Source organism: Mesorhizobium sp. RCAM 05104 (assembly GCF_059683645.1).
Map to the genome: position 1 here is coordinate 6,553,517 of NZ_CM185033.1, position 25,333 is coordinate 6,578,849.

Below are 25,333 nucleotides of genomic sequence, written 5' to 3' on the forward strand. Positions count from 1 at the left end.
CGCTTAGACCGGTTCCCGCGCCATGACAAGGCAAGTGTTCTGGCCGCCAAAGCCGAAGGAGTTCGACAGGACTGTGCGAACCTCGGCGTTGCGCTTCTTGTTCGGCACCACGTCGAGCACGATCGCCGGGTCCGGATTGTCGTAGTTGATGGTCGGCGGAATGACGCTTTCGCGCATGGTCATCAGCGAGAATGCGGCCTCGACAGCTCCGGCCGCCGACAGCGTGTGGCCGATCATCGACTTGTTCGACGACACCGGCATGGAGCTGATGCGCTCGCCGAACACGGTCGACAGCGCCAGATGTTCCATCTTGTCGTTCTCCGGTGTCGACGTGCCGTGGGCGTTGACATAGTCGATCTCGTCTTCACCCAGGCCGGCATCGGCGAGGGCGGCGCGAACCGCGGCGATGGCCGGCGAAGCGTCTGGCTTCGAGCGGGTGCGGTGGAAGTCGTCGGCCTTCTCGCCGCAACCGCCCAGGATGCCGAGGACAGTCGCGCCGCGAGCCAATGCCGCCTCGAGCGATTCCAACACCAGCGCCCCGGATCCCTCGGCCAACACGAAGCCGTCGCGATCCCTGGAGAAAGGCTTCGATGCCTTTTCGGGGATGTCGTTGTGCGTGGACAGCGCCGAAAGCAATGAGAAACGGATCAATGCCTCGGCGGTCGCGGAACCGTCGGCGCCGATCGACAGCGCACGGTCGCATTCGCCGCGTCGGATCGCCTCGACACCGAGCTGGATCGCGGTGGCACCCGAAGCGCAAGCCGTCGACAGCGTGATCGGCAGACCGCGTGTGCCGAGGCGGTCGGCAAGGCGGTCGGCGATCGAACCGAACTGGGTGGTCTCGAAAATATCCAGCTCTTTCAGGCTGCGCGCCACCCGAAGCAGTCTTTCGGCGGCGGTGTCATCCTTGTCCTTGTCGGAATTGTAGAGCGAGAAGCGCTCGGCCCAGTCGAGTTCGACCGGCGGCGATGCGAGGAAGAGCGGCCCGCCGAAATCGCTGGAATCAAGACCGGCTTCGGCCACCGCTTCCAGGCCCGCGAGCTCGGCCAGCTCGTAGGTGAGTGGGCTGGCACCTTTCGAACTCGACGCCAGGAAATCGACCATGCCGGAGATGCGGGTGTTCAGTTGATCGATGGGAAAGCGGGTGATCGGGTGAATGCCCGACTTGCCCGAAGTCAGCGCCGCCCAATTGTCGGTTTTGCCGACACCAAGGGAGGTCACCACGCCGATGCCGGTGACGGCGACGATCGGCCTGCCCATGTGATCGTTCAGTTTGGCCATCCGGTAGCCCTCGAGCGTTATCGTTGCAGCATGGTGCGTGGAGCGCCGCCTTAGGCGGCGGTGACCAGCGCCATGCCCTCGAATTGGTGATAGCCGATCGCCGTTGCAAGGACGGTTGCGGGAATGCCTTCGAACGGCTTCTCGGCAGTGGCATCAAAAACAGGGTAAGCGGCCTTGCGGTCGACAGCCAGTGCAGCCAGCGCCACGGCGAAAGGAAACTGCGCTTCCTTCATATGTCCGGTCAGCGTCGAGAAGCCGCGCACGGCGATCGCCGGATTGGCATCGAGCGCTGTTTTTTCCGCGGTGGTTGCCGCATGAGCGCCCGACGCGCCTGAGATGGCAAGCAGTTTGCCGTTCGGCAATGCCACCTGCTTGAGCAACGCGGCGATCTCGGCGTCAAGTTCTCCCTGCCGCCGTCTGGCGCGGCCGGAGACGATCGGCCCGAGTTCGGCATAGATCTTGCGCCCCCGGCTTGTCGCGTGTTCCCGCTGTTCGAGAACCAGGAAGGCACCGCCCGATCCGGTGACGACGCCGCCACCCTCAGCACCCTGTCTTTGCCATACTGGTTTCCAGGGGCCGCGATGCAGGTAGCCGGCGAGCTCGTAGCCGAGCAGCATGTCGGAATGTTCGGTCTGGAAGGCGCCGCCGACCAGGATGTGCGTCGACTGGCCGGAGCGGATGCGCGCGGCGGCCGTCTCGACGGCGGCAACGCCTGCACCTTCTTCGCCCATGAAGGTCCGCGACGACCCCGTCACCTTGTGGACGATGGAGATATTGCCGGCCAGCAGGTTGGAGAGCTGGGCCAGGAACAGCGTCGGCCGCAGTTCGGTGGTCAGCTTCTCGTTGAGCAGCTCGTCGCGGTCGTTGCGGCTTTCCGAAGCGGCGAGAATGGCGGCATCGACCGCCTCGTCACGCTCGCCACCGCCGGCGGCCACCACCATGTCCATGGTCGCGCAGAGCTCGTCATTGCCCTTGATGCCGGCATCGTCCAGCGCAAGTCCTGCAGCATAGGTGCCGAGCCTCTGCCATGTTTCCATCTGGCGCTGGTCGCCGCGCTTGGCGATCTGCAGGTTCCAGTCGATCTCGGGCAGCGGATGGACGGTGTAGGGAGCGAACCGCGCGGCTTCGAGCACCGGCTCCAGGCCCGATTGCGCGAGCTTGTGCCAGTGCGCATCCGAGCCCTCTCCCAGCGAGGAGACAAGGCCAATGCCTGATATGACGACGTCGTGGGGGCTGCTCATGGGCGGCTTTGTGGGTCAGGCGGTGGAGCGCGTCAAGATCGCGCTCAACTGACGTCAAGCGTTCTTGGCGGCGACCAGCGCGTCGATCTTGGCGCACAGGTTCTTCATGACGAAGTAGTCGTCGGTCGAAGCCTTGCCGTCATTGACCTCCTGCGTCCACTTTTCCAGCGGTACCTTGATGCCGAATTCCTTGTCGATCGCGAAGACGATATCGAGGAAATCGAGGCTATCGATACCGAGATCGTCGATCGTGTGGCTCTCGGGGGTGATGGTGTCGATATCGATCTCGCTGGTGTCGGCAATGATCTTGGCGACTTTGTCGAACGTGGTGGACAAGGGCTTTTCCTTCTTTGCGGGCGGAATCTGTCCGCATCTTGTTTGGGCGCTGTCTAATCGGTTTTTCCCGGCAGGAAAAGGCCTGATGCGCCGGGCGCAGATGAGAAGCCTGCTCTGCCAAGGCAAGAAGGGCCGCCGGCTGATCCGGCGGCCCTTTCGATTGACGTCGCGTCAGTCTTTACTTTGATCATGTCGTTTTCCGAAAACCGGAACCACTTTTGGGCGACATCCATCAGCTGTCGCGGAGCTTGACGAGGTCGTTCAGCAGTCCGCCCGTTCCATTGTGGACGGTCAGCCGCTCGACCTTGCCGGCGATGGTCTCCAGAGCCTCGAGCTCCTTCAGGCGCAGCATCACCGGGTTCTCCGCCATCACCCTGGCCGTGTTGAGCAGGGAACGCGTGGCGTTCGTCTCCTCGCGGCGGCGGATGATGTTGGCCTCGGCCTGCTTTTCGGCCGACACCACCTGGTTGAGGATCTCGCGCATCTCGCCCGGCAGGATGACATCCTTGAGCGCGATATCGCTGACCTCGACCCCGATCTCGGCCATGTCGGAGCGGACCTTGCGCGCGGCCTCCTCGTCGATCGTCACCTTCTTTTCAAGGATCTGGTCGAGCGTCAGCGCGCCCAGCGTCTTGCGAAAGGCGTACTGCAGGGCGCGGTAGAGGGCTTCGGAGAAGTCCTTCACGGCGCTCACCGCCTTGACCGGGTCGACGACCCGGTATTCGGCGGCAATGTTGACACGGATGGTGACGCGATCCTTGGTCAGCACTTCCTGCCCGGCGACGTCGAGCGACTGGCGCTTGAGGTCGACGACCTTGATCTGCACCATGCGTCCGACGTTCCAGAAGCCATGCACGCCCGCGGCAAGCGTCCGCACGAGGACACCGTCGATGAAGAGCAGCCCGGCCTGACCGTCAACGACCGGATGGACGGACATCAACTCCGTCTTCCGGGCCTGGCCGAGCCGACGCATGACCGCCGGATCGATGGCGAGATCGGCCGACGTGTCGACCGTCGTCACTTTCCACGGCCCGGCATCCGTCCACAACACTAGCTTGCGGTCCGGCGCCAGCACGGCATGCAGGTTGCCGTCCCGTTCGACGACGGCGACGTCCGTGCGCCCGGTGCGGACGACGGTGAAATGACGCGCGGCCACATCGGGGAGCTTGTCGAACAACGCCTTCTCGTACGCCGAAACGAATTCCGGGTTCTTCAGATCGTGCCGGGACACTTCAAGGCTCCCGCGCCGGTTGGCGAGCCAATGTTCGCCCGGCATCAGGACGGCCTTGATCTCACCCTTGTAGAGGGTGAGGGCACGTTCGTTTTCCCTTACGAGGACGCGCTCGCGTCCAAGAACCTTATCGAGAACAGTCATTGTCTTACTCCTGTCGGGCATGGCCCCATGCGAGGCGTCAAGTCATGCGTCGATCTTCCCTTTCGTTTCTCGTTCATGTCGTCATGGTCCGGGCACGAATGATCCGGGGACTGGTGGCATCAATCCGTGGCGGACCTTCGGGAGCGGATCACGAGGCAGCGAAGCGGGCGCCGAAGGCCTTGGCCTCCCTTGCCGGCGACTCTGCGCCTTGATCGTCACCGCGGGCCTGGCCGCGAGCCGATGGCGTCAGACTTTCAGGACTGTCCGCGCCCGAGGGCTTGGGCTGTCCGTCAGGTCTTTCGCATTCCAGTCCCCGGACCGTTTTCAGGTAACACCTGGCAGGGTGCTGGCTTATCAGGCCAATGGAGAAGGACTCGAACCTTCGACAGTCAGATTAACAATCTGATGCTCTCCCAACTGAGCTATCCGTGGTGCAGACGACGGGACTCGAACCCACAACCTCCGGATAAAATCCGGTGCTCTCCCAGTTGAGCTACATCCGCGATCCCAATCCCCAAAGCGGCGCCGTATACAGGGCGGCAATGCCGTCTGCACGGGCGGAGACGAAAGCTCCAGCCGTTGTGCTCGCTTCGGTTCTCGTGACCGGGAGCGCGCCTATAGCCCCTGCGACGGGTTGTCGCAAGCGGCATTGTCGTGGCCAAATCTCGGCTTCATTCAGAGGTGGCAATTCGGCAACACTGGCGATGTCGGCCTTCAGAATGTCACGCGGCCGAGTACGCGCAGGCCATCGCCTTGCGGCTCGACGATCACCGCTTCGCCCTCGCGCGGCGCGACGCCGGTCAGCGCCACGATATTTTCGAGATGAGTGACCATGACCAGATTGTCGGAGCCGGAATACCCGCGGATCTCCGTCATGATGGCCGTGATCTGGGCGGCTTTCTCCTTCTCGTCGGTTTTCAGGAGATCAAGCGGCGCGAACGGCTTCGGTTCGGCCTCGAAGGCGATGCGGGCAGTGTCGAGGCACCGGCAATAGCGACTGGACAACACGCGATCGATGGGCGCTGCACGGGCGGCAAACAAGGCGCCGATCTTACTCGCCTGCTGCTTGCCGCGTGCCGACAGGTTGACCTGGGTGGCGCAGCTGCCGATGTCGAAATTGGCCGGATCGGTGGTGCCGGTGACCATGGCGTGGCGAAGCAGCACGACATGGCCGCCGTCACGCAGCAGAGCCCAGCCGGCATCCGTCGCACTGGCTGCCGTGGGCACGGCGAGCAGAAGCAAAGCCAGCACAAATCGAATCATCGGCTATCCTTCTGCGGTTCCCGGCAATGGGTTCCGGTGGCAGGACATATAGGGACGGCAAAGCCGGACGAAAGACAAGGCGCGGTCGGCGGGAGCCCTACTTCTTGGCCATCTGCTTCTTCACCAGATCGATCTTCTGGTCGGTGAGCGGGATGGGAATCGTGTAGCCGGCTTCGGTGAAACCCTGCTTGGCGCTCTCGAAGAACTCGATCGCCTTCTGATATTCGGCCTTGCCGCCGCCATAGCTGGCGCGGTTCCAGTGGATGTCGCCGAGATTGTTCTGTTCGAAGGCCCACTGCATGGGCTGGCTTTCCCTAGTGAAAACCTTCAGCGCCGCCGTGAAGGCGGCCTCGGCATCGCCAAGATATTTGTCGGTCCGTTCGAGATTGCCAAGATTGAGCAGGCTCATGCCGATGCCGTTCTGGGCGTTGGCCCAGTCTATGGGCGCAGCCTCAAGGGTCAGCACTTCAAGCGCCGCCCGACGCGCCGCGACGGAATCGGCCAGGGTCTTGGGATCGGCATTGCTCATGCTCAGCCAGTGCAGCGCGGAGCCGAGGCCCGCCTCGCACAGCGCCCATTGCCGCGGGTTCGTCTCTCGCTTGTATTCACGCAAGGCATCGCGATAGGCGGTGGCCGCCTCGCTGTAACGTTCCGGTTTGTCCGTCAGGCCGCCAAGAAGCTGCAGCGTGTTGCCGAGATTGTAGTGGCTCATTGCCCAGTCGAGGGGGAATGCCCTTCTGGTGTAAACCCGGCGGGCCGCCTGAAATGCGGCTACCGACTCTTCGAGCCTGGCCGGGTCGCGGGTGCGCTGGCCCAGCGTCTGGTAGATCGAACCGAGATTGTTCTGGGCCGACGCCCAGTCCATCGGAAAACGCTGCCGGGTGAACACCGTCAATGCGTCGCCATAGGCAACCGCGGCCTCCTCGAGCGCTCCGGTGCCCATGTCGAAGCGGGCGACACCGCCGAGCGCATTGCCGAGGTTGAGCCGGCTGGTCGCCCACGACACCGGGAAGGTTTCCCTGGTTCGCACCTGAAGCGCGGCGCGGAAGGCGTCGGCCGCCTCGTTGATCTTCGCCTTGTCGTTGAGCTGAATGCCGAGCGACACAAGCGTGTTGCCGAGATTGTTCTCGACCATCGCCCACTCCACCGGCGCCTTTTCGCGCGTGTATTCCTCAAGCGCCAGCCGGTAGGCCGCCTCCGCTTGTGTCAGATGCTCGCCGGCGGGCTCACGCTCGGAAAGCGCGTACAGCGCGATACCGAGATTCATCTGCGATGCCGCCCAGTCGAGTGGCACCTTGTCGCGGGGCCGCTTCTCCAGCGTGGCCCGCATTGCCGTCACCGCTTCATTCAATCGCTTCGGGTCGCTCTGCCGTTCGCCGAGCTTCAACAGCACATTGGCCAGATTGTTCTGTGCGGCGGCCCAGTTGAGGTCGTCCTTCTCGCGCTCGAAGACGACTAGCGAATCTCGAAAGATCCGAGCCGCTTCTTCGAGGTGCGCCGTTTCGGTCTCGCGCTCGCCGATCGTCTGCAGCACCACCGCCATGTTGTTGCGGGTGATCGCCCAGTCGCGGTTCTGTTCGCCATTGGGGATGAAGTTCAGGATGATGCGGTAGGCGTCGATGGAACGCTGCAGCGCATCGAGGTCGCCGGTCGCATAGCCATAAGCGTTCAGCGCCTCGGCTTCCTGGTTCTTGTAGTTCCAGCGCAGCTTGTCATCCCACTTCTCGACCAGCGAAAACGCCTTGGCGTAGTCATTTGCGGCGGCTTGGTAGTCGAAGGCCAGTGCCGAGGCATCCGCCCGCCTGGCGTAGATCGCGGCATCGGCAAGGCGCTTTTGCTTGACCAATTCCTCGGCCTCGTCGACCGCGTTGCCGGTCTGCTCGACCCGGCCGACGGCCTCATCGAGGAATTTGTGCGCCGTCGCGATCGCGCCCTGGCCGATGGCTTTGTCGGCGGAGGCAACCAGGCGCTTGATCTCCGGATCGTCGGTGCGCAGCGCGGCGCGCTCGGACATCATCTTCTTCAAGCGCTCGGCCTGGGCGTCCAGCAGCTTTTGCAGATCGGTCGGATCCTCCGGCATCTTCTCAGTACCGAGCGCCTTGAGCACGCCATAGAGTGCGTCGAGCGGCACGCCGTCCTGCAGCGAGGCCAGCTCCACCTGCGCCCGTTTCGGGCCGGGCAGGTCGGAAATGGTCAACAGCAGCTGCCGCCTTTCGCCGGTGATCAGCCCGTCGTCGCCTGTCGGTTCGGGTGGCGCGATGCCGAAATAGAGCAGCCGGCGCAGGCTCTCATTAACCCAAGGACGCTGCTTTGCCTTGGTGTCGAGATAGACTTCCTCCGTCACCATGCGCATGACCGAGCCGAATTCCGTGCCCTTCATCGCCGCGAGATGGCGCAGCAGCGCCGCCGCGTAGGGGCTGTTCTCGCCGGCGGCGCCATCGAGCGCCGGGCGTCCCGGCTCCGCGGCAAAGCCGACCACGGTGCCAAGGCTTTCGTCCGTCGCCGGCGTGTTGCCGAGGGCCTTGGCGCCGCGCACCGGCTCCAGTCCGCCTGCACCAATGGGCGAAGCCGAAGCGGTCGGTGCGCGCCGTACCTGGGCATCCGGCGGAAACGGATTGGTGCGGCAGGCATCGAGCAGCACGATCGTCACCGGCACGGTCTTTTTCAATGCGTCCATGACGATGGAAATCGGCACCAGCGCCTGGTCGGCGTCCTTCAGCGATGAAACGTCGGCATCGACCGGCACCAGATAGTTCTCGCCGCCGGCCTCGATGCCGTGGCCGGAATAATAGATGAAGGCGACATCGGCGCCTTCGGCATCCTCCGTGAAACGTTCCAGGTCGCGCTTCAGCTTCGCGGCATCTCGATCGGTGACGCTGCGGGCGTCGAAGCCGAGATCGGTCAGCATCTTGGCCATGTCGCGGGCGTCGTTGGCCGGGTTGGGAAGGGCGGCGATGTGTTCGTATTTCGACTGGCCGATGATCAGCGCCACGCCTTTGAGGTTCTTCGTTTCGGCGGCCTGAAGCGTCGTCGCGGCAAGGCAAAACAGCACGGCGACGAAAGCTGTCAGGCACGTCCGTTGGAAAAGATGCTGTTTTGAGGTTTCGACAAAAGTCATTTGTCGTTTCGTGTCCGCCCTGAAGATCGCAAGCCCTCTATAACGCTGCCAGTCTACCATGATCAAATTCGGGCATGATCAAATTCGGGCGCGAACAAATTCGGGCGCGATTGCGCCGCGACCGTGGCTCGCCTATCCCTGAAAAATGTCTCCGCTCACCGAAACCGTCCTCTTTGTCTTCAGCCTTGTGGCGCTCGGCTATCTCGCCGGGTTTACCGGCTATCTGAAGCCGGCGAGCGGCGAGGGGATAGCCGATTTCGCGGTCAGCGTGGCGATGCCGCTGCTCTTGTTCCAGACGATGGTGACGTCCGATTTCCACGGCGTGGCGCCGTGGCCCCTGTGGGGTGCCTATTTCACGGCAGTGGCCATCACCTGGGCCGCCGGCCATTTCGTCACCACGAGGATATTCGGACGGGATGCACGCGCCGGCGTCGTCGGTGGCGTATCGTCGGCCTACTCCAATGTCGTCCTGCTGGGTGCTCCCTTCATTCTTGGCATATTCGGCCCGAGCGGCTTCGAAGTGCTGTCGCTGCTGGTCTCCGTGCACCTGCCGATCATGATGATGGCCTCGATTGTCCTGTTCGAGATGTTCGGCCGGGGCGGTGGCGAACCAGTGCATCCGCTGCGCATCATCCGGAGTTTCCTGAGGCGGCTGTTCATCAATCCGCTGATCATCGGCATTCTGGCGGGGCTCGCATGGCGCCTCGGTGGCGCGCCGCTGCCGGACCTGGTCATGCGGCTCGTCAATGCGCTGGCCGATACAGCCGGGCCGGTGGCGCTGTTCGCCATGGGGCTCAGCCTGCGTCGCTTCGGCGTTTCCGGCAATGTCCGGCCTGCGCTGGCACTTTCGGCGCTGAAGCTGTTCCTGATGCCGGCGCTGGTCCTCGCGCTTGTCTGGTTACTCGGCCTGCCGCCGTTGACGGCCAAGGTGGCCGTCGTGGTTGCAGCACTGCCGTCGGGCGTCAATTCGTATCTCATCGCCGTCCAGTTCAACACCGGGCAGGCGCTGGCGTCGAACCAGATGACCATCGCCACGGCCTGCGCCGTCGTCACCACAGCCTTCTGGCTGACGGTGGTCGTGCACGTCTTCGGCTAGGGTATGTCGATATTCAGGTGATGCCGGCCCGCGAACGGCGGGCGCCTTGCGCTTCCGGAACTCACGTACCCAAAGGTAAGCTCCGTTCCGGTTCTCGGGCCCCACCATTCTCGGCTCGGCCTGACCTGAATCTCAACATACCCTTGAGCGAAGCAGGCAGCCTGCTCTCGTCTCGCGCTGGCCCAACCCCTATATGCCATCTTGCGATTGCTTGCGGGCCTTGCCCTAGGTAAAGAGCAGTGGCTCCAGCGTGCCGGCTTCCATGGCCCAGCGCACGCCCAGCGCAGAATTCACAGACCGGCCCTTCAGCGCCGAACGGAGGATAGACCATGCTTCAGAAAACCAGCCATTTCATGCGGCAGGCCAATCTCATCAACGGCGAATGGGTGCAGGCCGACAGTGGCCAGACGGTCGACGTCAACAACCCGGCCACCGGGCTCAAGATCGGCACCGTGCCGAAGTCGGGCAAGGCCGAGACCCGCCGTGCCATCGAGGCGGCCGAAGCCGCCTTCAAGTCATGGCGCAAGACGACCGCGCTCGAGCGCTCGAAGCTGCTGCGCAAGCTGCATGACGCGATGATGGACAATCAGGACGTGCTGGCAGAACTCTTGACCATCGAGCAGGGCAAGTCGCTGTTCGAATCCAAGGGCGAGATCGGCTCGGCCGCGGCCTACATCCTGTGGTTCGCCGAGGAAGGCCGCCGCACCTACGGTGACGTCGTACCCTCGCCATGGGCGGACCGCCGCATCCTTGTGACCAAGGAGCCGGTCGGCGTCATTGCCGCCATCACGCCGTGGAACTTCCCGTCCTCGATGCTGGCCCGCAAGCTCGGGCCGGCTCTCGCCGCCGGCTGCACCGCCGTGGTCAAGCCGGCCTCGCAGACGCCGTACTCGGGTCTCGCCTGGGGCGCGCTCGCCGAGGAAGTCGGTTTCCCCAAGGGTGTCATCAACATCCTGACCGGTGCCGCCGGCGAGATCGGCGACGAGATCTGCGCCAACCCACTGGTCAAGAAGATCACCTTCACCGGGTCGACCGAGGTCGGCAAGATCCTGATCCAAAAGTCTTCCGTCACCGTCAAGAAGGTCTCGATGGAGCTCGGTGGCAACGCGCCGTTCATCGTCTTCGATGACGCCGACCTCGAGCGCGCCATCGCTGGTGCGATCACCGCCAAATACCGCAACTCAGGCCAGACCTGCGTCTGCACCAACCGCTTCCTGGTTCAGGCCGGCGTCTATGACAAATTCGTCGAAGGGCTCGCAGCGGCCAGCAACGGGCTGAAGGTCGGTTCAGGCCTCGAGGATGGCGTCCAGCAGGGACCGCTGATCGACGTGAAGGCGGTCGAGAAGGTCGAGGAACTGATCGCCGACGCCACCGCCAAGGGCGGCAAGGTCGTCGCCGGCGGCAAGCGCCACGCGCTTGGCGGTTCGTTCTTCCAGCCGACGGTCATCGCCAACGCGACGCCCAAGATGCGCTTCATGAAGGAAGAGATCTTTGGCCCGGTCGCGCCTGTATTCAAGTTCGAGACGGAAGAGGAAGCCATCGCGCTCGCCAACGACACCGAATTCGGCCTCGCCTGTTATTTCTACACTGGCGATCTCGGCCGCGCCTTCCGCGTCATGGAGGGGCTGAAATACGGCATGGTCGGCGTCAATGAAGGCCTCATCACCACGCCCGAAGCGCCGTTCGGCGGCGTCAAGGAATCCGGCCTCGGCAAGGAAGGCGGACATCAGGGCATCGAGGACTACCTCGACACCAAATATGTCTGCATCGGCGGCCTCGGCCTCTGATAGACTATCGCTGAGGCGGGCAGGCCTACGACCTGCCTGCCCAGGATCTGAAAACCAGCCGAAATCCTCTGGATCAACTGACGTTTGCGGGCATGGCGATGAAGGACGGCGAGGTTTTCGGCACGACGCAGGCAGGCGAGCCGGTGCGTCGCTTCACGATCAGGGGCGGCGGTCTCACCGCCAACATCATCGGGCTCGGCGCGATCATCCAGGATCTGCGCCTGACCGGGCACGATGCACCGCTGGTGCTCGGCTATGACCGCCTGGAGGCGTATGAGACGGATACGGCCTTCTTCGGAGCGGTCGTCGGCCGCTATGCCAATCGCATTCGCGACGGCCGCTTCACCATCGCAGGCAAGCGCTACCAGACCGAACGAAATTTCCTCGACAAGCACACGCTGCATGGCGGCTCGCAAGGCTATTTCCACCGGCCGTGGACAGTTTCGCTACATGGCAGGGATTTCGTCACGCTGACCCTGCACGATCCCGACGGCACGATGGGTTTTCCCGCCGCGCTCGACGTCACCTGCACCTACCGGCTGAAGATCCCCGGCACGCTGAGCGTCGAACTGACCGCCACCTGCGAGGAGCCGACGCTGTGCAATCTCACCCAGCATTCCTATTTCAACCTCGATGATGGCGGCGCCGGCGACATTCTCGATCACAGGATGATGCTGAATGCCGGTGCCTATCTGCCGGTTGACGGCGACATGATCCCGACCGGCGTGGTCAAGCCGGTTGACGGCACGCCCTTCGATTTCCGCCAGGCACGGCCGCTGCGCATGGAGACCGAGGGCGAGCAACTGCCTTACGACCAGAATTTCTGCCTTGCCTCGACGCGCGGACCGCTTCGGCAGGCCGCGTGGGTGCAAGCAGCGAACTCCGTTGTCGAGATGGAGGTCTGGACCACGGAGCCCGGCATCCAGCTCTATACCGGCCAGTACGTGACACCGCGCGCGGGGTTGGAAGGGCGGGCCTACAAGGCTTTTTGCGGCTTCTGCCTGGAGCCGCAGGTATGGCCGGATGCACCGAACCGGCCGTATTTTCCGCAGGCGACACTGTGGCCCGGCGAGGCCTATCACCACGTGACCGAATATCGTTTCCGGCTGCCTTGATCTTAGCCCTCGAACGCCGCCCGCAGCGTCTCAAACGGCGCCAGCGCGCCGCGAACCTGCACCACGGCGGCGGCGACGCGATGGGCGCGGCGTGCGGCTTCCAACGGGTCATGGCCGGCAAGACGAGCGGCAAGATAGCCGCCATTGAAAGAATCGCCGGCGCCCGTCGTATCGACGGGAGCGGCGACATGGATTGCGGGGACTTCGCGCAGCGTCCCGTTTGCGGTGATCAGCGCCGGCGCTTCGCCATTCTTGACGACGACTTCACCGACCAGTTTCCCGATCCGGTCAGCGGTCGTCCGCGGCGCCTTGTCATCAAACAGCATCTGCTCGTCGGGAAAGGTCGGCAATGCGATGTCGGTGACGGCAAGCGCTTCGACGATCGCCGCTTGCGCATCCTCGCGCCCGCGCCAGAGCCGTGGCCTATAGTTCGGATCGAAGGCGACAGTCGAGCCCGCCGCCCGCGCCTTGGCCACGGCCGCCAGCAATGCGGCGCGCGCGGCATCGTCCAGAATTGCCAAGGTGATTCCAGAAAAGTAGACAAGCGATTGATTTTCAAGGTTTTTTGATAGTGCTGCCGGATCAGAGGCGAGCTGCCGGGCGGCGGCATCGCCGCGCCAGTAGGTAAAGGAGCGCTCGGCACCGTTCAGCGTGATCGCGTAGAGGCCGGGCCGTGCCCCCGGTATGACCGGGCTGGAGCCGATACCGATGCCGTTTTCGGCGAAGAAGGCGATCTGGCCTTGCGAGAAGGGATCATCGCCGAAGGCCGAGACATAGGTTGCCGGCCGATCGCCACTCAACGCATGCAGCGCCCACAGCGTGTTGAAGGTGTCGCCGGCAAAACCCATGCGCCAGTTCGGGCCCGTCTGACCCGACAGTTCGAGCATGCATTCGCCGATCGAGGCAACGCCGTTTCCCGCCATGCACAGTCCTCCAGTGACTCCGGTGCTGTAGCTTTTTGCCACCGGCAGCGCCATGCTTGGCAAGCGGGCATTTTTCCGCCACAGCGTTTTCCCACAGGCTGGCGGGATGTGATCTGCCTAGCAGAACGTTGTCTGCAGAAGAGGAACCGGTTTGGCATCATTATGGCGTTATCTTCTGGCAGGTCTGGGTCTGGCTGCTTTGCTGGCTTGCATTCTCGCCGTGGTCTACCTGACGGCGCCGCGATCGTCGCGGCCTGCCGGTCCGGATGTCTCGCGGACGAAGCCGACCGACAACGGGCTGTTCGTGGCAAGCTTCGCGCCGGAGCGGGGCGTTGTGCGACTGGGCGAACTGGAATCCTGGCTGCTGACCCTGAAGACAAAGGCCGGAGCGCCGGTGGAAGGCGCGGCGATCGCGATCTCCGGTGGCATGCCGCAGCACAATCACGGCCTGCCCACCAGCCCACAGGCGACCGACTATCTTGGCGACGGGCGCTATCGGATCGAGGGGCTGAAATTCACGATGAGCGGCTGGTGGCAGCTGCACTTCGCCATCTCGGCCACCGCCGGTTCCGACACGGTGCTGTTCAACGTGGTGCTGTGAGCGGCCAATGAAGCGCCTTTCATGTTTTCTGGCGCTGATGGTGGCCGTCATGCTTGCCGGCTGCGGCAAGCCGGATTTTTCCGACGCCGAGAAGCAGACCATCGCCTCGCTGGCGTTGTCGAGGCTGCCGCCGCTCAAACCCGACACCACCAACCGTTTCGCGGATGTGCCGGCGGCCGCGGCACTTGGCTCGACGCTGTTTTTCGACCTGGGGATGAGCCGCGACGGCACCGTGTCGTGCTCGACCTGCCACAAGATCGACCGCCAGTTCCAGGACGACCTGCCGCAAGCGGTGGGCGTCGGCCACACCAACCGGCGCACCATGCCGCTGGCCGGCGTGGCGCGCGATCCGTGGTTCTTCTGGGATGGCCGCCGCGACAGCCTGTGGGCGCAAGCGCTGACGCCACTCGAAAACCCGCTTGAACAGGCCGGAAACCGGGCCGCCTACGCGCACTACATCAAGGCGCGCTTCGGCGAGCGCTATGAGCGCATCTTCGGGCCGCTGCCGGATCTTTCCGGCATGCCATTGAATGCCAGCCCGCTTGGAACCGATGCCGAGAAGGCTACCTGGAACGCGATGAGCGGAGCGCAACGCGACGCGATCAACGGCGTCTATGCCAATATCGGCAAGGCGATCGCCGCTTTCGAACGCTCGATCGAACCGACGCCGACGCGCTTCGACCGCTTTGCGCTGGACCTTGGCACCGGCGCCGAACCGAGAGGCGATGCCGTCTTTTCCAAGGATGAAGTCCTTGGGCTGAAACTGTTCATCGGCAAGGCTAATTGCGTGAGCTGTCACAACGGTCCGCGCTTCACCGACAACGGGTTCCACAACACCGGCGTGCCCCCCGTCGCCAATCTGCCGCCGGATCGCGGACGCATCGATGCGGTACGCCAGGTCGAGGCCGACCCGTTCAACTGCTTCGGCGCCTTTCGTGACGGCGATGTCAGTGCCTGCGGTGAGTTGCGCTTCGTGGTCAAGTCCGCACCGGAGCTCATCCGTGCTTACAAGACGCCCTCGTTGCGCGGCGCCGCAACGCGGCCGCCCTACATGCATGCCGGGCAGTTTTCCTCGCTCGACGAGGTGGTGGCGCACTACGCCAAGGCTGCACCGAGCGTCGAAGGCGTGTCGGAGGTCCATCCGCTGGAGCTTTCAGACCGTGAGCGCGCGGCGCTGGTGGCCTTCCTGAAGACGTTGTCCGAGTAATCCAGAGCCTGATCCATCCCGATGTGTCGGGATGGGGCTCTTTTTCTTTTTGTTTGACCATGGTCTATTCCGAAAACCGGCTTCCGCTTTTCGGGATCATGGTCATCGGTCCTTGACCGTCTCCATCGCCACGAAAGTCGAGGTCTGGGCGACATGGGGCAGGGCAGAGATGCGCTCGCCCAGCACGCGCCGATAGGCGGCGATGTCCCTGGTGCGGACTTTCAGTAGGTAGTCGAAGCTCGATGCCATCATATGGCACTGCTCGATCTCCGGTACGGCCTGCACGGACCGATTGAAGGCGTCGAGCGCTGCGGAACGGGTATCGGACAATTTCACCTGGACGAAGGCGACATGGCCTTCGCCCATGCGCTCACGGTCGATGATCGCCTGGTAGCCCCTGATGAAGCCGTCCTTCTCCAGCCGCTTCACCCGCGCCTGCACCGGCGTCTTCGACAGCCCGACCTTTGCCGACAGTTCGGACATCGAAAGCCGGCCGTCGCTTGCCAATGCCGACAGGATATTCCTGTCGATGCGGTCCAATTGGTCTTCCATCATCGAAATCGCAGTCCATTCTCCGACTTTTGAACGTTATGATAGATAAAATGACCTGCCATGTCGATTTCTTTGGACCGGCTGAAATTTCGGAGCTGTGCTAGCTTGCGCCATTCGGTCCGGCGACCGCCGGCCCGATCCCCTTTGCTCGATCCACGGGACAGCCATGCCAGCGCTCGATGCCATCCGCCAGCAGATCCGCGCCAACTATTTGCCCGACGAAGACGAGGCCGTGAAGCGGCTGGCCGAGGCCACAGAGCTATCGGCGAAGGACCGCAAGGCGATCTCGACCCGTGCCGCCGACCTGGTGCGTGCGGTGCGCGGCTCTTCTGATCCTCGGCTGATGGAAGTGTTCCTATCCGCCTACGGCCTTTCCACCAAGGAAGGCGTGGCGCTGATGTGCCTGGCCGAGGCGCTGTTGCGCGTCCCCGACACTGAGACGATGGACGATCTCATCGCCGACAAGATCGCGCCGCACGACTGGTCGGCGCATTCCGGCGGTTCGAGCTCGATCTTCGTCAACGCCTCGACCTGGGCGCTGATGCTGACCGGGCGTGTCCTGGATGAAGGCGAGGGCGGCATCGAAGGCACGCTGCGTTCGATGGTGCGGCGGTTGGGCGAGCCGGTCATCCGCAAGGCGGTGGCCGCCGCCATGCGCGAGATGGGCGAACAGTTCGTGCTCGGCCGCACCATCGCGGAAGCCGTCAAGCGCGGCCGGCCGATGACGCAGAAGGGTTATCTCTATTCCTTCGACATGCTGGGCGAGGCGGCCCGCACCGAGGCCGACGCGCTTCGCTATCACAAGGCCTATGCCGACGCCATTTCCTCGCTTGATGCCGGCTCCAACGGCCCGGACATCCGCCAGAACCACGGCATCTCGGTCAAGCTTTCCGCGCTGCATCCGCGCTACGAGGTGGCGCAGAAGGAGGAGATGCTGCCGGTCATGGCCGAGCGGCTGCTGTCGCTAGCACTCGCAGCTAGACATTCGCGCATGGGCCTCAATATCGACGCCGAGGAGGCCGACCGCCTCGATCTGTCGCTCGACGTCATCGAGCGGGTGCTGGCCGAGCCGGAACTGGCCGGATGGAATGGTTTTGGTGTTGTCGTTCAGGCCTATGGGCCGCGCGCGGCCTTTGCCATCGACTGGCTCTACGCGCTGGCCAAGAAGTATGACCGCAACATCATGGTGCGGCTGGTCAAGGGCGCCTATTGGGATACCGAGATCAAGCGCGCGCAGACACTTGGGCTCACCGGCTATCCCGTCTTCACCCGCAAGGCCAACACCGACGTTTCCTACATAGCCTGCGCGAAGAAGCTGCTGTCGATGACCGACCGCATCTATCCGCAATTCGCCACCCACAACGCCCACACGGTCGCCGCCATTCTGTCGATGGCCGGTAATCGCGACTCCTTCGAGTTCCAGCGCCTGCATGGCATGGGCGAAGCGCTGCACGAGACGGTGCGGCAGGCAGAAGGCACACGCTGCCGCATCTATGCCCCGGTCGGCGCGCATTCGGACCTGCTTGCCTATCTGGTCCGCCGGCTGCTGGAAAACGGCGCCAATTCCTCCTTCGTGCATCAGCTGACTGACGAAGACGTCGAGCCGGAGGATATCGCCCGCGATCCGCTCGAGACGGTCGAGAGCCAGGGTCCGGCCGCCAATCCGGCGATTGCCCGGCCTTCCCAGATCTTCGGCACCGGCCGTCGCAACTCGAAGGGTTTTGACATCACCGACACGGTGACGCTGGCGGCGATCGACAAGGCCAAGGCGGCGTTCGCTGGCCCCGATCGCTGGCATGCCAAGCCGATCACGCGGGCGGCCGGCTACGGCAAGCAGCGCCCGATCGTCAATCCGGCAAAGCCTGACGAAGTGGTCGGCACGGTCAGCGAGGCCGCCGCCAAGCAGGTGGCGACAGCCGTGCGCTTCGCCGTGGAAGCGCAGCCGGCCTGGGCAAAACGCCCGGTTTCCGAGCGCGCTGCCATCCTCAACCGCGCCGCCGATCTTTATGAGGCGAATGCCGTCGAGTTTTTCGCGCTCGCCACCCGCGAGGCCGGAAAATCGCTGGCCGACGGCGTCGCCGAGGTGCGCGAGGCGGTGGACTTCCTGCGCTACTACGCCACCGAGGCGGCCAATGCCGAGACGGGCACGGAAGCGCGCGGCGCCATCGTCTGCATTTCGCCGTGGAATTTCCCGCTCGCCATCTTCACCGGCCAGGTCGCGGCGGCGCTCGTCACCGGCAATTCGGTCATCGCCAAGCCGGCCGAGCAGACGCCGCTGATTGCCTTCCGCGCCGTCGAACTGCTGCGCGAGGCCGGCGTGCCGGAAGACGTCATCCAGCTTCTGCCCGGCGATGGCCCGTCGGTCGGTGCGCCGCTCACCGCCGATCCGCGCATTGCCGGCGTCTGCTTCACCGGTTCGACTGAGGTCGCCAAGCTGATCGAAAAGCAACTGGCGGAAACCGCTGCGCCCGATGCCATGCTGATCGCCGAGACCGGTGGATTGAATGCGATGATCGTCGATTCCACCGCGCTGCCTGAGCAAGCGGTGCGCGACATCCTCGCCTCGGCCTTCCAGAGCGCCGGCCAGCGCTGCTCGGCGCTACGCGTGCTCTATGTGCAAAAGGATGTCGAGAAGAAGATGCTGGAGATGCTGAAGGGCGCCATGGAAGCGCTCAGCATCGGCGATCCCTGGCATATCTCAACCGATGTCGGCCCGGTCATCGATGACGAGGCGCAAAGCTCGATCCGCGACTACTGCACCAAAATGGGGCTGCAGGGCCGGCTGATCGCCAAGCTGGAAGCACCGAAGGATGGGCGCTTCGTCGCGCCGCATGTCTTCCGGGTCAAGGGCATCGAGGAAATGGAGCGCGAGGTGTTCGGGCCGGTGCTGCATGTCGCGACGTTCGATGCCGACCAGATCGACGCGGTGATCGCCGCCATCAACCGCAAGGGCTATGGCCTGACCTTCGGCCTGCACACCCGCATCGAGGGCCGCGTGCAGCATTTCGTCGACGGCATCCATGCCGGCAACATCTATGTCAACCGCAACCAGATCGGCGCCGTCGTCGGTTCGCAGCCGTTTGGCGGCGAGGGGCTGTCCGGCACCGGGCCGAAGGCCGGTGGCCCGCACTATCTCCGTCGCTTCCGAAAAGGGCCGGAGGCCGGCACGCATCTTGCCGAAGGCCACAAGGTGACGGCGACGGAACTCGCCGACAATCTGCCCGATCCCGCGCTTGGCGGCTGGTCGACGCGGCCCGACCGGGTCGCCATCCTGAGGAAGCATCTGCGTGGCAAGGGTGCGGCGGCCATCGGTGCCGCCGCCGGCATCGATTTCGGCCAGGTCGACCTGCCCGGGCCAACCGGCGAGGCCAACACTTTGTCGCTGTCGCCGCGCGGACGGGTGCTGTGTCTCGGTCCCGATGCCGACACGCTGCTGGCGCAGACCATCCAGGCGCTCGCCGCCGGCAATGCGGTGCTTGCGGTGGCGCCAGGCGCAGCGGCGGCACTCTCCGCATTGACCGGCAAGGGCCTGCCCCTGGCCGCCATCGACGGCCGCCCGGATCCGGTCGAAGCGCGCTCGCTGCGTGTCGATGTTGTTGCTTTCTCGGGCACGCCCGAGGCAGCACGCATCGTGCGCAAGGTGATTGCCGATCGCGCGGGACCGATCGTGCCGCTGGTCAGCGAGGTGCTCAATCCCGCCGCCTATGCGCATGAACGCGCCGTGTGCGTCGACACCACGGCAGCCGGCGGCAATGCGAGCCTGCTGGCGAGCGCTTGACCTTGGTCTAAGCGCCCTCGACGACGGAAAAACCCTCGAACTGCGGGTGGCCGAGATAGTGGACCTTTGTCGTGCCGACATTTCTGTGGGCGGCGCGGAAATTCTCCGACCTGGTCCAGGCGATAAAATCGTCTTGGCTCGCCCACACAGTGTGCGAAGCAAACAGCGTGTAGCCTTCGGCTTCGTTGACCGGACCGCGCAGCAGATGGAATTCCCGGAACCCCTTCATCTCCGAAAGGCTGGAATCACGGTTCTTCCATACGGTCTCGAAATCGGCTTCCGAGCCGTTCTGCACCTTGAAGCGGTTCATGGCGATGTACATTGGGTCCCTTTCAACATTGGTGGATTGCAACGATTGGTGGATGGTTGAGACGGCGAGGCGGAGGCTCTCAAAACGGACCGATTGCCCCGGTGAAGACCAAACTGTTGCCGACTTTCGGCGGGATGGGCGGGAAGGGCGCTGCCTTGCGGATGATGCCGAGCACGACCTTGTCGAAGTTTTCCGATCCGGAGCTTTGCAGGATTCGCAGGTCATCGATGCCGCCACGGCTGCCGATGACGAAGGTCACAACGGCATTGTTGCGGGCGGTCAGTTGCACCGAAGGCGGCACAGCACGATTGACGCGGCTCAGCTTTCTGATGACGTCGCCGCGGTAGCTGTCTTCCGTGGCACTGCCTGCCTCTTTGTGTTTCTTGCCCTTGCTGGCTGCCTGCGCCAGCCGGTCCTGGCCATCCGCCGTGCCCCGCTTTGCATCCGCTGTCTTTGAAGAGGTAGCCGCCGGACTCGGTCTGGCGCTGGGGATCGGCGGTTGTTCTGGAACCGGGGCAGGCGCCTCGGTGTCTTCGGCCTGAACAGTCGGCTGTACCGGTGTCTCGGTCTTGGGAGCCACGCTCTGGTTGTCGGAACGTGGGGCGCCAGCCACCAATATGTCAGGCGTGGCCGTCGGCTGTTTGGCGGGTTCCGGCAAAGGTTTGGGCGGCTGCTTCGTTGCTTCCTGCACGGGCTGTGAAGGTTCTGTTGGCGGCGCCGGCCTGGCAGGCTTTGCTGGCTGTGGTTTGGTTGGTTGCGGGTTCGGCACCAGCGCAACATTTATTGCCGCCGGGTCCTTGTCCAGCGCGCTGCCGACCACATTGGCGCCCGCCTGATCTGTGCCTTCCGACTGCATCGTGTCCCTGGAATCGAATGTCCCTGGAGGCGAGATCAGAAAAGCCGCCGCCACGGCGGCATGGAGCAGGCAGGAGATGACGATCGCCGCCCCCCACTTGCCGTTCCAGGCCGCTGGCCGGGCCTGCGCAAGCGGCTCGGTTGGCTTGATCGCCAGCTCGGCGCTGGCTTCGGGGAGAGGACTGATTACACGCATGTCGCGGGAAAAGACCTGCAGCGAGCCGTGCGGAATTGTCAAATCAAGATCGCTTGGTCGAAACGACAAAGCATGGGAGCCGGCCAGCGGCCATGCCACGGTATTCTGCGCGAATGCCGGGTGCAGTCCCACTGCTTCAGACGCCGAAAGCGATACCGGTCCTGGTATCCGTCTTCAGCTTGCGCATGCAGGCGTTCGGTTCGACGCCGGTGCCGGCGCATTCGGTGGCGCTGTTGATCAGCACGCGGCTGACCTTGGCACAGTCGGCGCCGGCCAGATCGAAGCGCGTCACCTTGGTCTTGCCGACAGGCAGGTCCTTGAAGTCGAGCACGGTCAGCCGGTCGACGACGCCGGCTTCATTGAAAAGTGCGATCTCGAACGCGGCCTTGGAAAGGTCGGCGCCAAGATTGTTGTTGACCACGAAGGTCAGGCGGCAACCCTTTTCGGAAGGTTGTGCGCCATTGAGTTCAAGCGTCAGCGCCGGGACCGGCGCGGACTCTTGTGCCCGCGCCGGAACCATCGCAAGCGACATCGCCAGCGTCGAGGTCAGCAGCCGAAGCGATGCCGTCAAGCCCGTCATGGCCGTCAGCCTCCAAAACGCATGGTCGCCGCCAGCTTCAACGTTATGCCCGGTTCATAGACCGCGACTGTCGTGCTGCCGTTCAAGGGGTTGGCGTATTTGACATCGAACAGATTGTCGGCGCGGAAATCGACCTTCAGATTGTCGGTCGCCTGATAGCTGGCGAAGGCATTGACCAGCGTGTAGTCCCTGGCCACCGCATTGCCCTTCGGTTTGCCGTTGTACTGCACCTCGCCGCCGACGGTCAGCCTGTCTTCGAGGAAGCGCAGTCCGAGCTGCGCCGTAACCTGCGAGGATGGGATGGTGGCGAGGTCTGCTCGAACGCCCTCGTAGGAAATGGTGTGGCCGTTGGTGATCGAGGCCGAGAGGCCGGCATAGCCCCATCCGGCGTCATAAACCCCTTCCAGTTCAAAGCCGTTGATCTTGGCCTTGGCGAAGTTCTGGTATTGGTAGCAGATCGGGATGTATCCTGGGTTGTTCATCAGTTGATCCCAATCGACCGGGCAGGCGCTTGTCGGGTCGCTGAACGAAGCGCCGAAGGATGTACCCTCGATGTAGTCGTCCACATCGTTGTTGAAATAAGCCGCCTTGATGCGGAGCGCATCGCCCGCTTCGAGGATGTCGTTCTGCTTGTAGTTGACACCGAATTCGACTGTCTTGCCGGTCTCGGGCCTCAGGTTGGGATTGGGCAGGAACGGGAAAGTGACGCCGGCCGGATGGTTGCCGCTGATCAGCGTTTCCGTCAGCGAAGGCGAGCGGTAGCCTTCCGCATAGGTGCCATAGAATTGCAGTCCCGACAGGCTTGGGGTGTCGAAAGGCGTGACCCCGACGGTGATCCGTGGCGAAAGCCGGTCACCTGATGTCTCGTGGGTGCTGTCCTTGAGGCTATAGCTGTCATAACGCAGCCCGGCGATGATTTCGAGCCAGTCCCAGGTGAGCTTGTCCTGGACATAGGCGCCGGACACGTTGCGCTTGCCCGAAGGGGTGTAGAAACTGTCGCCGCCCGCGGTGCCGCCAGTCTTGACGTCATCATTCACCCAGTCGCCGCCATAGGTCAGTTCGTGCGCGACGCCGCCAGTTTCGAATCTCGACGTGTTCCAGATATCGATCGCTGCCGTACCGACGTCGAAGGTCGATGTCGAACCCGCCGGGACGACTATGGAATCACCGGTGGTCGGATCGAACCGGTTGAGCGGGACGAGGCTGGTCAGGCCGAGATTGGTCTTGTTGTAGGAGGTGTTGATGTGGAGATCGAGCCAGCTCTTGTCTTCGTCAGTGATGTTGTAGCGGGCGGTGAAGGTGTTCGACTTCAGGTCTGCATCATTGATCGGAACACCACTGCTGATCTCGCTCCAGCCGTCGCTTGAACCGACCCAGCCGAGCTTCAACTCACTGTTGTCGGTCGGGCGGATGGTGGTCTTGAGCAGGCCGCTCAGCACGTCGAAGCCGGTGCCCTTGACCGTGTCGCCACCGCCATCCTTGTAGTCGTTAAAGTCGCGGTAGACGATGTTGCCCAACACATCCCAGTTCTCATTGAAGCGGTAGGCGCCGGATGCGCTGGTGGTCCAGCCCTTGCCGTTGCTTTCGTATCGTCCAGTTACCGAAGCGCCCCATGTTTCTTCCGGCTTCAGGAAGTCCTCGGCGTCCTTTGTATCGAAGAAGACAACGCCGCCGATGGCGCCCGAACCATAGGTGTTGGCGACGGGACCCCGGATCACGTCCACGGATTTGACGAGCTCGGGATCGATATAGAAGGTCGACTGCGTGCCGTGGTCGGAGCGCTGGAAGTCCTGGCGCGCGCCGTCGACGATGACCGCGACGCGACCGAAATCCTGCAAGCCGCGAATGTTGATGCTGGTGCTGACGCGCCTGGCGTCGGCTTGCGCGGCGACACCGGGCACGCCCAGCAGCATCTCATTGGGCGTCGTCGCCATGCGGCGGTCGAGTTGTTCCTGGCCGACATGGCTGGCCGAGGCCAGCGATTCGATCGCCGTTTCGCCGGTACGGCTGAGTACCAGGATCTTGTCGAGCAGGGTGGCTCCGGCAGACGCTGCTTTTTCCTGGTCAGCCTTCTTCGATTGATCCGTCTGCTCGCCCGCCGGCTGCGTTGCCTGTTGGGCGTGGGCTGATGGCGCGGACAAGGCGATCGCCGCCACGCTTGCCAACAAGGCCCCTATACCGTTCGCCGCCGACCGGCCGCGCCATTCCCAATTCGCCAACCCCATGCCCCAACTCCAAAATCCAGGTTCGATGCTGGCTGGCCCGGGGCTGGCTGGCATTTTTCATCGTGTCCGGCGTCTTAAATGTTGACTCATTTGCTCCGGTATTGCACTGACTAGTAAACATGATTATTCGAGTCAAGAAATGAATCGGAATTTATGCAGCGCCTAGCCAGATGCCCGGCACAGGAAAGGGATCGACCCAGATGAACACGCACAATCCCAATGACTTTCGCTATCGCGTCCGCCGTTCCGACGATGCCTCCGCCCGTTTTGATCGGGTTCCGCTGGCGGTGCGAACGCTCTCCAGCAACACCCTGTTCCAGGGCGAGCACGAGATCGGCATCGAACATCACGGCGCGCTCTACCGGCTGAAGATCACCCGCCAGGGCAAGCTCATTCTCAACAAGTAAGGCAAGGCAGTAGGGACGAGACATGGACCAGCGCGCAAAACCCGCCCCGCATGAAATCCGGCGGGCACGGACTGAGAATCCGAAGGCGCGCGAGCGTGACCTGGCAGCGCAACTCGGTATTTCGGAGGCCGAACTGGTCGCCGCGCATTGCGGCGACGGCGTCGTCCGCATCGAGCCGCGTGTCAACGATCTGCTGACCGGCCTCGAGGCGGTCGGCGAGGTCATGGCGCTGACCCGCAACGAAAGCGCGGTGCACGAGAAGATCGGCGTCTACGACAAGGTCGTCACCGGTAACCACAATGCCATGGTGCTTGGCGAGAACATCGACCTGCGCATCTTCCCGAAAGTCTGGGCGCATGGTTTTGCCGTGGAAAAGCGCGATGGCGACGAGATCCGCCGCAGCCTGCAGTTCTTCGACGCGGCCGGCGAGGCCGTGCACAAGGTGCATCTGCGGCCGGCTTCCAGCCTCTATGCCTATCAGAAACTGGTGGCGGCGCTCGAATCGTCGAACCAGGAGCCGGCGGTCGGCATTTCAGGGCCAACCTCCGACGACGAGATCCATGGTGGCGAAACGGCCGCCAATCTCAACGATCTGCGCGATCGCTGGAGCCGGTTGACCGACGTGCACCAGTTCTTCGGCATGCTGAAGACGCTGAAGCTCAGCCGTCGCCAGGCAGTGCGCATGGTCGGCCAGGATTATGCCTGGCTGCTCGACAATGATGCCGTCAGGGCCATGTTCCATCATGCCGCCGGGGCCGAAATGCCGATCATGTGCTTTGTCGGCAATCGCGGCTGCATCCAGATCCATTCCGGCCCGGTCAAATCCATCAAGCCGATGGGGCCATGGATCAACGTGCTGGACGAGACTTTCCACCTGCATCTGCGCACCGACCACATCCAAGAGGTGTGGGCGGTGCGCAAGCCGACCAAGGACGGTCACGTCACTTCGCTCGAAGTCTATGCCGCCGACGGCAAGATGATCATCCAGTTCTTCGGCAAACGTCACGAGGGCGAAAGCGAGCGCGACGACTGGCGGTTCCTGGCGGAGAACCTGCCGCGCATCCCAAGTCCGACCGCGGCCTGAGGA

The 25,333-nt window shown here is 63.5% G+C and carries 20 protein-coding genes and 2 tRNA genes; 8 read left to right on the plus strand and 14 right to left on the minus strand.

Features of this window, described 5'->3' with window-relative positions; genetic code table 11:
* Positions 1-3: 3 nt before the first annotated feature.
* The 8 genes from AC56QP_RS32030 to AC56QP_RS32065 form a co-directional block, all read right to left on the minus strand.
* The gene (locus AC56QP_RS32030; RefSeq protein WP_489861887.1) at positions 4-1,281 is read right to left on the minus strand and encodes a beta-ketoacyl-ACP synthase; all 1,278 of its coding nucleotides are present in this window, start codon (positions 1,279-1,281) and stop codon (positions 4-6) included.
* A 50-nt stretch (positions 1,282-1,331) separates the two neighbouring features.
* Positions 1,332-2,522: a beta-ketoacyl-ACP synthase gene (locus tag AC56QP_RS32035; protein ID WP_489861886.1), complete on the minus strand. Its 1,191-nt coding sequence runs from the start codon at positions 2,520-2,522 to the stop codon at positions 1,332-1,334.
* Between the two features lie 54 nt (positions 2,523-2,576).
* Positions 2,577-2,858 (minus strand): acyl carrier protein, encoded by a 282-nt coding sequence (locus tag AC56QP_RS32040; RefSeq protein WP_006335407.1) that lies wholly within the window; start codon positions 2,856-2,858, stop codon positions 2,577-2,579.
* Between the two features lie 232 nt (positions 2,859-3,090).
* Positions 3,091-4,233: a slipin family protein gene (locus AC56QP_RS32045; RefSeq protein WP_489861885.1), complete on the minus strand. Its 1,143-nt coding sequence runs from the start codon at positions 4,231-4,233 to the stop codon at positions 3,091-3,093.
* Positions 4,234-4,592: 359 nt separating this feature from the next.
* A tRNA-Asn gene (locus AC56QP_RS32050) sits at positions 4,593-4,660 on the minus strand.
* A 2-nt stretch (positions 4,661-4,662) separates the two neighbouring features.
* Positions 4,663-4,736, minus strand: a tRNA-Lys gene (locus AC56QP_RS32055).
* A 211-nt stretch (positions 4,737-4,947) separates the two neighbouring features.
* Complete coding sequence (locus AC56QP_RS32060) at positions 4,948-5,496, minus strand: histidine phosphatase family protein (RefSeq protein WP_489861884.1); 549 nt, start codon at positions 5,494-5,496, stop codon at positions 4,948-4,950.
* A 97-nt stretch (positions 5,497-5,593) separates the two neighbouring features.
* The gene (locus AC56QP_RS32065) at positions 5,594-8,614 is read right to left on the minus strand and encodes a caspase family protein (RefSeq protein WP_489861883.1); all 3,021 of its coding nucleotides are present in this window, start codon (positions 8,612-8,614) and stop codon (positions 5,594-5,596) included.
* A gap of 145 nt (positions 8,615-8,759) precedes the next feature.
* Here AC56QP_RS32065 and AC56QP_RS32070 point away from each other — a divergent pair, with 145 nt between their 5' ends.
* From AC56QP_RS32070 to AC56QP_RS32080, 3 genes are all read left to right on the plus strand, one after another.
* Entirely contained in the window at positions 8,760-9,710 is a 951-nt protein-coding gene (locus AC56QP_RS32070) for an AEC family transporter (RefSeq protein WP_256750635.1), read from the plus strand.
* A gap of 329 nt (positions 9,711-10,039) precedes the next feature.
* On the plus strand, positions 10,040-11,497 hold the full coding sequence (locus tag AC56QP_RS32075; protein WP_489861882.1) for an NAD-dependent succinate-semialdehyde dehydrogenase: 1,458 nt from the start codon (positions 10,040-10,042) through the stop codon (positions 11,495-11,497).
* A gap of 92 nt (positions 11,498-11,589) precedes the next feature.
* Positions 11,590-12,612, plus strand: a complete 1,023-nt coding sequence (locus AC56QP_RS32080; RefSeq protein WP_489861881.1) for an aldose epimerase family protein — start codon at positions 11,590-11,592, stop codon at positions 12,610-12,612.
* Positions 12,613-12,614: 2 nt separating this feature from the next.
* On the opposite strand, the gene AC56QP_RS32085 is transcribed toward AC56QP_RS32080, so the two are convergent.
* Positions 12,615-13,535 (minus strand): sugar kinase, encoded by a 921-nt coding sequence (locus AC56QP_RS32085; RefSeq protein WP_489861880.1) that lies wholly within the window; start codon positions 13,533-13,535, stop codon positions 12,615-12,617.
* A 151-nt stretch (positions 13,536-13,686) separates the two neighbouring features.
* Between AC56QP_RS32085 and AC56QP_RS32090 the strand changes: the two genes are divergently transcribed.
* Entirely contained in the window at positions 13,687-14,136 is a 450-nt protein-coding gene (locus tag AC56QP_RS32090) for a FixH family protein (RefSeq protein WP_489861879.1), read from the plus strand.
* Between the two features lie 7 nt (positions 14,137-14,143).
* Complete coding sequence (locus tag AC56QP_RS32095; RefSeq protein ID WP_497100923.1) at positions 14,144-15,343, plus strand: cytochrome-c peroxidase; 1,200 nt, start codon at positions 14,144-14,146, stop codon at positions 15,341-15,343.
* Between the two features lie 102 nt (positions 15,344-15,445).
* On the opposite strand, the gene AC56QP_RS32100 is transcribed toward AC56QP_RS32095, so the two are convergent.
* On the minus strand, positions 15,446-15,898 hold the full coding sequence (locus AC56QP_RS32100) for an Lrp/AsnC family transcriptional regulator (protein ID WP_091575388.1): 453 nt from the start codon (positions 15,896-15,898) through the stop codon (positions 15,446-15,448).
* Positions 15,899-16,061: 163 nt separating this feature from the next.
* Between AC56QP_RS32100 and putA the strand changes: the two genes are divergently transcribed.
* Positions 16,062-19,673: a bifunctional proline dehydrogenase/L-glutamate gamma-semialdehyde dehydrogenase PutA gene (gene putA, locus AC56QP_RS32105; RefSeq protein WP_489861878.1), complete on the plus strand. Its 3,612-nt coding sequence runs from the start codon at positions 16,062-16,064 to the stop codon at positions 19,671-19,673.
* A gap of 7 nt (positions 19,674-19,680) precedes the next feature.
* Here putA and hmuQ read toward each other — a convergent pair whose 3' ends face one another.
* From hmuQ to AC56QP_RS32125, 4 genes are all read right to left on the minus strand, one after another.
* On the minus strand, positions 19,681-19,995 hold the full coding sequence (hmuQ, locus tag AC56QP_RS32110; protein ID WP_091575385.1) for a heme-degrading protein HmuQ: 315 nt from the start codon (positions 19,993-19,995) through the stop codon (positions 19,681-19,683).
* 67 nt (positions 19,996-20,062) lie between these two features.
* On the minus strand, positions 20,063-21,076 hold the full coding sequence (locus AC56QP_RS32115) for an energy transducer TonB family protein (RefSeq protein ID WP_489861877.1): 1,014 nt from the start codon (positions 21,074-21,076) through the stop codon (positions 20,063-20,065).
* Positions 21,077-21,170: 94 nt separating this feature from the next.
* On the minus strand, positions 21,171-21,614 hold the full coding sequence (locus AC56QP_RS32120) for a hypothetical protein (protein WP_489861876.1): 444 nt from the start codon (positions 21,612-21,614) through the stop codon (positions 21,171-21,173).
* A 5-nt stretch (positions 21,615-21,619) separates the two neighbouring features.
* Complete coding sequence (locus tag AC56QP_RS32125) at positions 21,620-23,839, minus strand: TonB-dependent hemoglobin/transferrin/lactoferrin family receptor (protein WP_489861875.1); 2,220 nt, start codon at positions 23,837-23,839, stop codon at positions 21,620-21,622.
* A 200-nt stretch (positions 23,840-24,039) separates the two neighbouring features.
* On the opposite strand from AC56QP_RS32125, the gene hemP reads away from it, so the two are divergent.
* Together hemP and AC56QP_RS32135 are read left to right on the plus strand one after the other, a co-directional pair.
* Positions 24,040-24,246 (plus strand): hemin uptake protein HemP, encoded by a 207-nt coding sequence (gene hemP, locus AC56QP_RS32130; RefSeq protein ID WP_023757683.1) that lies wholly within the window; start codon positions 24,040-24,042, stop codon positions 24,244-24,246.
* 22 nt (positions 24,247-24,268) lie between these two features.
* The gene (locus tag AC56QP_RS32135; protein ID WP_489861874.1) at positions 24,269-25,330 is read left to right on the plus strand and encodes a hemin-degrading factor; all 1,062 of its coding nucleotides are present in this window, start codon (positions 24,269-24,271) and stop codon (positions 25,328-25,330) included.
* Positions 25,331-25,333 lie beyond the last annotated feature (3 nt).

Bases quoted from the DNA above. Each gene is read 5' to 3' on its own strand.
- AC56QP_RS32095 (WP_497100923.1), top strand. From the start codon at position 14,144: ATGAAGCGCCTTTCATGTTTTCTGGCGCTGATGGTGGCCGTCATGCTT.
- AC56QP_RS32075 (WP_489861882.1), top strand. From the start codon at position 10,040: ATGCTTCAGAAAACCAGCCATTTCATGCGGCAGGCCAATCTCATCAAC.
- AC56QP_RS32120 (WP_489861876.1), bottom strand. From the start codon at position 21,614: ATGACGGGCTTGACGGCATCGCTTCGGCTGCTGACCTCGACGCTGGCG.
- AC56QP_RS32045 (WP_489861885.1), bottom strand. From the start codon at position 4,233: ATGACTGTTCTCGATAAGGTTCTTGGACGCGAGCGCGTCCTCGTAAGG.
- AC56QP_RS32070 (WP_256750635.1), top strand. From the start codon at position 8,760: ATGTCTCCGCTCACCGAAACCGTCCTCTTTGTCTTCAGCCTTGTGGCG.
- AC56QP_RS32135 (WP_489861874.1), top strand. From the start codon at position 24,269: ATGGACCAGCGCGCAAAACCCGCCCCGCATGAAATCCGGCGGGCACGG.
- AC56QP_RS32085 (WP_489861880.1), bottom strand. From the start codon at position 13,535: ATGGCGGGAAACGGCGTTGCCTCGATCGGCGAATGCATGCTCGAACTG.
- AC56QP_RS32100 (WP_091575388.1), bottom strand. From the start codon at position 15,898: ATGATGGAAGACCAATTGGACCGCATCGACAGGAATATCCTGTCGGCA.
- AC56QP_RS32060 (WP_489861884.1), bottom strand. From the start codon at position 5,496: ATGATTCGATTTGTGCTGGCTTTGCTTCTGCTCGCCGTGCCCACGGCA.
- AC56QP_RS32080 (WP_489861881.1), top strand. From the start codon at position 11,590: ATGGCGATGAAGGACGGCGAGGTTTTCGGCACGACGCAGGCAGGCGAG.
- AC56QP_RS32035 (WP_489861886.1), bottom strand. From the start codon at position 2,522: ATGAGCAGCCCCCACGACGTCGTCATATCAGGCATTGGCCTTGTCTCC.
- AC56QP_RS32065 (WP_489861883.1), bottom strand. From the start codon at position 8,614: ATGACTTTTGTCGAAACCTCAAAACAGCATCTTTTCCAACGGACGTGC.
- putA (WP_489861878.1), top strand. From the start codon at position 16,062: ATGCCAGCGCTCGATGCCATCCGCCAGCAGATCCGCGCCAACTATTTG.
- AC56QP_RS32030 (WP_489861887.1), bottom strand. From the start codon at position 1,281: ATGGCCAAACTGAACGATCACATGGGCAGGCCGATCGTCGCCGTCACC.
- hemP (WP_023757683.1), top strand. From the start codon at position 24,040: ATGAACACGCACAATCCCAATGACTTTCGCTATCGCGTCCGCCGTTCC.
- hmuQ (WP_091575385.1), bottom strand. From the start codon at position 19,995: ATGTACATCGCCATGAACCGCTTCAAGGTGCAGAACGGCTCGGAAGCC.
- AC56QP_RS32125 (WP_489861875.1), bottom strand. From the start codon at position 23,839: ATGGGGTTGGCGAATTGGGAATGGCGCGGCCGGTCGGCGGCGAACGGT.